The organism is Streptomyces adelaidensis (genome assembly GCF_016598475.1).
In the GTDB taxonomy this organism is placed as follows: Bacteria; Actinomycetota; Actinomycetes; order Streptomycetales; family Streptomycetaceae; genus Streptomyces; species Streptomyces adelaidensis.
The window spans coordinates 1-1,009 of record NZ_JAEMUX010000254.1 but is presented as its reverse complement, the minus strand read 5'-3'; the positions used below and the strand labels follow the sequence as shown (position 1 = coordinate 1,009).

The 1,009-nt window shown below is 64.7% G+C and carries 1 protein-coding gene and 1 pseudogene; both read left to right on the top strand.

The window, feature by feature from the left end; translation table 11 throughout:
• A pseudogene (locus tag I8N67_RS41655) lies at positions 1 to 361 on the top strand (hypothetical protein); the annotation flags it as partial.
• A 203-nt stretch (positions 362 to 564) separates the two neighbouring features.
• The coding region (locus I8N67_RS41650) for a hypothetical protein (RefSeq protein WP_200309576.1) at positions 565 to 1,009 on the top strand (445 nt) is incomplete at its 3' end.

Here is a 1,009-nt window from a genome sequence, read left to right as displayed (position 1 = left end):
GGGCGTCGCCTTCCTTCCCGCGACCGCGGCCGTGGGCACGGCAGCGGTGCTCATCCCGCTGGCGACCGACACCGCCAGCGGTGCTGCCGAACAGGTCATCGGCATGATGGTCGGCGATATGTCCGACAAGTCTGTGGATGAGCACAAGGAGAAGGTGGAGGAGCTCACCTACGAGGAGAAGAAGGAAATCTACTCCGCTGGTGAGAGCATGGCCGAGGCCCCGATGGAAGACTTCATGAAGCGCCAAGATGTGGGCAAGAACAGCGATTTCGGGGTGGACCTAAGGCAATCGATGCTGGCCGGCTACGGGGTCGGCAACGACCGGGCGCAGCAGCAGGGCAACGGTCCGGAGACCGGCTGAGGTCGGTCGACGGTCAAGGACACGTGAGGATGCGGACAGTGATCAGTCGTAGGTCAGTGCGCGGGGGACTCCTCTCCGCGGCCATGGCCGGGTCGTTGTTTCTCGGGGCCACGGGTTGTGGAGGGGACGGGGACGGGGACGATGACGGACTTCCGAAGGACTACAAGGTAGTTGCGGGGACACAACTCTGCGGTGGCGATGCCGTGTCCGCCGACGCGTCCAAGGCACTGAAGGCGATCACGGGGTCGTCGCAGTTCGAGGCGTCGGCGGACGAGTACACCGTCGCGCAGGCCGCGACAGACCTTGTCGACGCATTCCCGGGCCCCACCACTACCGAGGACATCTGCCGTGTCTTCATGCCCATCGGCACACCGGGTTTCGATCTAAGGATCACCTGGAACCTGGAAGACGGCCCCCCGACGGACCCCTCGGCCTCGAAATTCACCGAGTTGAAGATGGGGGAGCTGGCCGTGGCGGCGGCGGACGAGGCGATCGTCTTCTTCGCATGCCAGAGCCCTAAGCTCTACAACCCGAAGAGTTCGGCCCACATCGTCATCGACGTGCAGCACTGGGCCGCGCACACGGAGCCCGAGGACAACGTAGAGGCTCTGAAGGACGCCTACGCGACCGTGGCCCACTCCTTCTCGC